The sequence below is a fragment of the Hyphomicrobium sp. genome (assembly GCF_036833075.1).
Lineage (GTDB): Bacteria > Pseudomonadota > Alphaproteobacteria > Rhizobiales > Hyphomicrobiaceae > Hyphomicrobium_C.
On the sequence record NZ_DAITQL010000121.1, the window covers coordinates 1 to 5,642 of the forward strand.

At 65.3% G+C, this 5,642-nt stretch carries 6 protein-coding genes; 1 reads left to right on the top strand and 5 read right to left on the bottom strand.

Annotated elements, in window-relative coordinates; translation table 11 throughout:
* From atpD to V7082_RS20420, 5 genes are all read right to left on the bottom strand, one after another.
* The coding region (gene atpD, locus V7082_RS20400) for a F0F1 ATP synthase subunit beta (protein WP_334151426.1) at positions 1-977 on the bottom strand (977 nt) is incomplete at its 3' end.
* Between the two features lie 76 nt (positions 978-1,053).
* Entirely contained in the window at positions 1,054-1,455 is a 402-nt protein-coding gene (locus V7082_RS20405; RefSeq protein WP_334151428.1) for an organic hydroperoxide resistance protein, read from the bottom strand.
* A gap of 23 nt (positions 1,456-1,478) precedes the next feature.
* Entirely contained in the window at positions 1,479-2,360 is an 882-nt protein-coding gene (locus V7082_RS20410; protein ID WP_334151429.1) for a F0F1 ATP synthase subunit gamma, read from the bottom strand.
* 51 nt (positions 2,361-2,411) lie between these two features.
* Positions 2,412-3,941: a F0F1 ATP synthase subunit alpha gene (atpA, locus tag V7082_RS20415; protein ID WP_334151431.1), complete on the bottom strand. Its 1,530-nt coding sequence runs from the start codon at positions 3,939-3,941 to the stop codon at positions 2,412-2,414.
* 101 nt (positions 3,942-4,042) lie between these two features.
* Entirely contained in the window at positions 4,043-4,603 is a 561-nt protein-coding gene (locus V7082_RS20420) for a F0F1 ATP synthase subunit delta (protein WP_334151433.1), read from the bottom strand.
* A 383-nt stretch (positions 4,604-4,986) separates the two neighbouring features.
* Here V7082_RS20420 and V7082_RS20425 point away from each other — a divergent pair, with 383 nt between their 5' ends.
* Positions 4,987-5,508 carry a BA14K family protein gene (locus V7082_RS20425; protein ID WP_334151434.1) on the top strand — a complete coding sequence of 174 codons (522 nt, stop codon included), beginning with the start codon at positions 4,987-4,989 and terminating at the stop codon, positions 5,506-5,508.
* Positions 5,509-5,642: the final 134 nt, after the last annotated feature.

Below are 5,642 nucleotides of genomic sequence, written 5' to 3' on the forward strand. Positions count from 1 at the left end.
AACGAGGTCGCGGGCGCCGGGTCGGTCAAGTCGTCGGCCGGCACGTAGATCGCCTGCACCGAGGTGATCGAGCCCTTCTGCGTGGTGGTGATGCGCTCCTGCAGCGCGCCCATGTCGGTCGCGAGCGTCGGCTGATAGCCGACCGCCGAGGGGATGCGGCCGAGCAGCGCCGACACTTCCGAGCCCGCCTGCGTGAAGCGGAAGATGTTGTCGACGAAGAACAGCACGTCCTGGCCCTTGTCGCGGAAGTCCTCGGCGACGGTGAGGCCCGAGAGCGCGACGCGCATGCGCGCGCCCGGCGGTTCGTTCATCTGGCCGTACACGAGAGCGCACTTGGAGCCCTTGGTCGAGCCGTTGTTCTTCTTCGGGTCGATGTTGACCTTGCTCTCGATCATCTCGTGATAGAGGTCGTTGCCCTCACGCGTACGCTCGCCGACGCCGGCGAACACCGAGTAGCCGCCGTGCGCCTTGGCGATGTTGTTGATGAGCTCCATGATGAGCACGGTCTTGCCGACGCCGGCGCCGCCGAAGAGGCCGATCTTGCCGCCCTTGGCGTAGGGCGCGAGCAGATCGACGACCTTGATGCCCGTGACCAGGATCTGCGCTTCCGTCGCCTGATCGGCGAACGCGGGGGCCGCCTGGTGGATGGCGCGCACGGCGTTGGTGTTGACGGGGCCGGCTTCATCGACCGGCTCGCCGATCACGTTGATGATGCGCCCGAGCGTCTCCTCGCCGACCGGCACCGAGATCGGCGCGCCCGTGTCGGCGACCTCCTGGCCGCGCACGAGACCCTCGGTCGAGTCCATGGCGATGGTGCGAACCGTATTCTCGCCGAGATGCTGCGCCACCTCGAGAACAAGGCGCTGGCCGTTGTTCTTGGTCTCGAGCGAGTTCAGAATCTCCGGCAGATGGTCGTCGAACTGCACGTCGACGACAGCGCCCATGACCTGGCGAACCTTACCAACCTTGCTTGCCATTTTCCTCTCCAGCCAAAATTCTCGGACCATGAGCGCTTCGGATCCGTTCAGTCCGAAGCGTGATCATCGGCCTCAACTATGCGATCGACAGCGTGACGGGAATGTTCCCGCGCGTCGCCTTTGAATAGGGACAGACCGTATGTGCTTCCTCGACGAGGGCCTGAAGGGCGGCCTTGTCGGCGCCGGGAAGCGAAACCTTGAGATCGACGGCGAGCGAGAAGCCGTCGGCGGTGTTGAGCGTCACGTCGGCGGTGACGCGCGCCGCCTGGCCGTCGAGCCCGTGCTTCTTCGCGAGCAGCAGGATCGCCTGGCCGAAGCAGGCCGAATAGCCGGCGGCGAAGAGCTGCTCGGGGTTGTGCCCTTCGCCGGATCCGCCGAGATCCTTCGGCAGCGCCATGGCAAGCGAAAGTTTGGCATCCTCGACGATCGCGCGGCCGTCGCGGCCGCCCTTCGTGGTTGCTGTCGTCTTGTAGGCCATGGGCTATCTCCTCGCGCCTGGTCTCAAAGCGCTTCCGCACCCGAGATGATCTCGATGAGCTCCTTGGTGATGTTCGCCTGCCGCTGACGGTTGTACTTGATCGTCAGCTTGTTGATCATTTCGCCGGCGTTGCGCGTCGCGCTGTCCATGGCGCTCATGCGCGCGCCCTGCTCCGAAGCGGCATTCTCGAGAAGGCCGCGGAAGATCTGCGTCGAGATGTTTCGCGACAGCAGATACTCGACCACCGATCCATCGTCCGGCTCGGTCTCAACGAGCGGCTGCGCGACGCCCTTCGCCTCGGTCGCCGCCTCCGGCAGCTTGGCCGGAATGAGCTGCAGCGCCGTCGGCTTCTGCGTGATGACGCTCTTGAACTCCGAGAAGTAGAGCGTCGCAACGTCGAAGTCCCCGGCCTCGAACATGGCGACCACCTTGCCAGCGATCTCCTCGGCGTTCGTGAAGCCGACCTGGCGGATGCCACGCAACTCGACGCGCTCGACGATATTGCGTCCGAGGTCGCGCCTGAGGTTGTCCGCGCCCTTGCGGCCGACCGTCAGGATCTTGACCGTCTTGCCGGCGGCCAGGAGCTGCTGCGCGTCCGCGCGCGCGAGCTTGGCGATGTTCGAGTTGAAACCGCCGCAGAGGCCGCGCTCGGCCGTCATGACGATCAGGAGATGCGTCTGGTCGCGGCCGGTTCCGACCAGCAGGGGCGAAGCGTTTTCGCGGTTGATGGCCTTGCCGAGCGCGGCGAGCACGGCGTCCATGCGCTCGGCGTAGGGCCGGGCCGCCGTCGCGGCTTCCTGCGCGCGGCGCAGCTTGGCCGCGGCCACCATCTGCATGGCCTTCGTGATCTTCCGCGTCGCCTTGACCGACGAGATGCGGTTCCTGAGATCTTTTAAGCTCGGCATTCGAGCATCCCTAAAATTTTGGCCCCTCCCCGCAAAGGGAGGGGAAAAGCACTAAGCGACGAAGTTCTTCGCGAAGGTGTCGAGGAAGCCGACGAGCTTCTTCTCGGTCTCATCCGACATCGCCTTGTCCTTGGCGATGGTGTCGAGGAGCGTCTTCTCCTCGCGTAGCGCCGTCAGAAGGCTCGCCTCGAACTTGCCGATCGCCGAGACCGGAAGCGGGTCGAGATAACCGCGCGTTCCCGAGAAGATCACCGCCACCTGCTCCTCCATCTTGAGCGGAGAGAACTGCGGCTGTTTCAGGAGCTCGGTGAGGCGCGCGCCGCGCGCGAGCAGCTTCTGCGTCGCCGCGTCGAGGTCCGAGCCGAACTGCGCGAAGGCCGCCATCTCGCGGTACTGCGCGAGCTCGCCCTTGATCTTGCCGGCCACCTGCTTCATCGCCTTGGTCTGCGCCGAAGAGCCGACGCGCGACACCGAGAGGCCGACGTTCACGGCCGGGCGGATGCCCTGATAGAAGAGATCGGTCTCAAGGAAGATCTGCCCGTCGGTGATCGAGATCACGTTGGTCGGAATGTAGGCCGACACGTCGTTGGCCTGGGTCTCGATGACGGGGAGCGCGGTGAGCGAGCCCTTGCCGGCGGCATCGCCGAGCTTCGCGGCGCGCTCGAGCAGACGGGAGTGGAGGTAGAACACGTCGCCCGGGTAGGCTTCGCGGCCCGGCGGGCGGCGCAGAAGGAGCGACATCTGGCGGTAGGCGACGGCCTGCTTGGAGAGGTCGTCGTAGGCGATCACGGCGTGCATGCCGTTATCGCGGAAGTATTCGCCCATCGTGCAGCCGGTGAACGGCGCGAGGTACTGCATGGGCGCCGGGTCGGAGGCGGTGGCGGCGACGACGATCGAGTACTCGAGCGCGCCGCGCTCCTCCAGAACCTTGACGAACTGCGCAACCGTCGAGCGCTTCTGTCCGACGGCGACATAGACGCAATAGAGCTTGGCGCTCTCGTCGCTTCCGGCGTTGATCGACTTCTGGTTGAGGAACGTGTCGAGGATGATGGCGGTCTTGCCGGTCTGGCGGTCGCCGATGATGAGCTCACGCTGGCCGCGGCCGACGGGGATCAGGGCGTCCACCGCCTTGAGGCCGGTCGCCATCGGCTCGTGCACCGATTTGCGCGGTAGAATGCCGGGGGCCTTGACGTCGACGCGCATGCGCGTGTCGGACTGGATCGGGCCCTTGCCGTCGATCGGGTTGCCGAGGCCGTCGACCACACGGCCGAGCAGACCCTTGCCGACCGGGACCTCGACGATGGCGCCGGTCCGCTTGACGTTGTCGCCTTCCTTGATGGTGCGGTCGTCGCCGAACACCACGACGCCGACGTTGTCGGCTTCGAGGTTGAGCGCCATGCCGCGGATGCCGCCCGGGAACTCCACCATCTCGCCGGCCTGCACGTTATCGAGGCCGTAGACGCGCGCGATGCCGTCGCCGACCGACAGCACCTGCCCGATTTCCGAAACCTCGGCTTCCTTGCCGAAATTCTTGATCTGATCTTTCAGGATCGAGGTGATCTCTGCAGCCCGGATGTCCATCACTTGACCTCTGTCTGTAGGGCGTTTTCTCTATATGTCTTGATATATCTTGGTCTTGGGAGCGCGCCGTGGCGGCCGGCTGAGCCGGCCTGAGCCTCGCGTCAATGGCCTCCCTTGAGCGAAAGGCTCAAGTTCGAAAGCTTTGTCCTGAGCGACGAATCGATCATCCGGCTGCCGAGCTTCACGATCAGCCCACCGATCAGCGCGGCGTCGACCTTGGCCGCGAGCGTCACGTCCTTGCCGACTGTTTCCTTGAGCTGAGCCTTGAGCGCGTTGGCCTGCTCTTCCGTCAGCGGATGCGCGCTGATCACCTCCGCCGTCACCTCGCCGCGGGCTTTCGCCGCAAGCGAGCGAAAAGCGCGCACCATGTCGGGCGCCGCGAACAGGCGACGGTTCCTCGCCACGAGACCGATGAAGTTCTTGGCAAGCCCCCCGACGCCGGCCATGTCGAGCACGCGGCTGAGCGCGCGCACCTGATCGTCGGCCGCAATGACGGGGCTTCTGACCAGCCGCTGCAGGTCGGGGCTCATGTCGTAAAGTTGCTGGAATTTGACGAGATCCTGCTCGACCTCGGAGATCTTGTTTTGCTCTTTTGCAAGATCGAAAAGGGCGGCTGCGTAGCGCACTGCCACACCGGCCACGATTGGTTCTTCTGTCGCCACGTCAAGAAATCTCGCGTGCTCAAGGGGTTGGAGGAAGCCCCGCGGCCGAAGCCACAGCCCTGTCAATGTCGAGGATGATGCGGACGGGGTGGAGCCGCGCCGCCGGCCAAATTGCCGGCGCGTAAGGTCCCCCGACCGAAAACCCGCGGTTCTGTATCATGTACGTCACGGCGCATCAACCGCGCTGAGACGGGGGCGGACGACGGGATTCCGCGGCCATTCATCGCCCCACCTGAGCTTGGGGGCTGGTCCTCGCCGCAACAAAAAAACGAGGAACCAAACGGTCTACCGATGGGATTCTTAACCGGGAGCCCCCACATCCAGAGTGGGCAGCGTGGATCACGGGGTGGCCCCGAAACAGAATTTGAGATGGAGTATCAGGTATGAGGAGCACAAGAGTGCTGGCGTTCGCCGCGCTGGCGGCCCTGCCGCTCATGGCCTCGGCCGCGAGTGCCGCGCCGGTGACGCCCAACACGGGAGCCGCGCTGTCGAAGGCCGGCACCGATGGACTCGTGGTCGATGTCCGCAGGTCCGGCGGAGGCGGTGGCCATGGCATCCGCAGCGGCGGGGGCGGCGGTCGCCACATCCATGGCGGCGGCGGACCGCGCTTCGGCGGTGGCGGCAAGCCTCACCGGCCTGGCGGCGGTCATTGGCACGGCGGCGGCCACCACGGCCACGGCCATTTCCGCCCCATCCGTCCGCGCTGGTATGGCGTCCCCTATTTCTATTACGGCCCGTCCTACTATTACGACGACTTCTATGAAGACGATTATGACGATTACGACGTCGCCCCGAGCGGCGATGCCATCGCCCGGTGCGAAGCGCGCTATCGCTCGTTCGACCGCAGGACCGGCACGTTCCTCGGCTACGACGGCAAGCGCAGGCTCTGCCCGTATCTCCGATAGCAACGCACCGCAACCGACGAAGAAAACCGCGCCGGCCGCCAGAAAAGGCAGACCGGCGCGACGGTCAAGGGCTCACAATAAAAATGAACGGCAGCAGCAAGCCACGATAAAGGTGAGTTAAGCCCGCCCCCGCC

Bases quoted from the DNA above. Each gene is read 5' to 3' on its own strand.
- V7082_RS20405 (WP_334151428.1), bottom strand. From the start codon at position 1,455: ATGGCCTACAAGACGACAGCAACCACGAAGGGCGGCCGCGACGGCCGC.
- V7082_RS20410 (WP_334151429.1), bottom strand. From the start codon at position 2,360: ATGCCGAGCTTAAAAGATCTCAGGAACCGCATCTCGTCGGTCAAGGCG.
- atpA (WP_334151431.1), bottom strand. From the start codon at position 3,941: ATGGACATCCGGGCTGCAGAGATCACCTCGATCCTGAAAGATCAGATC.
- V7082_RS20425 (WP_334151434.1), top strand. From the start codon at position 4,987: ATGAGGAGCACAAGAGTGCTGGCGTTCGCCGCGCTGGCGGCCCTGCCG.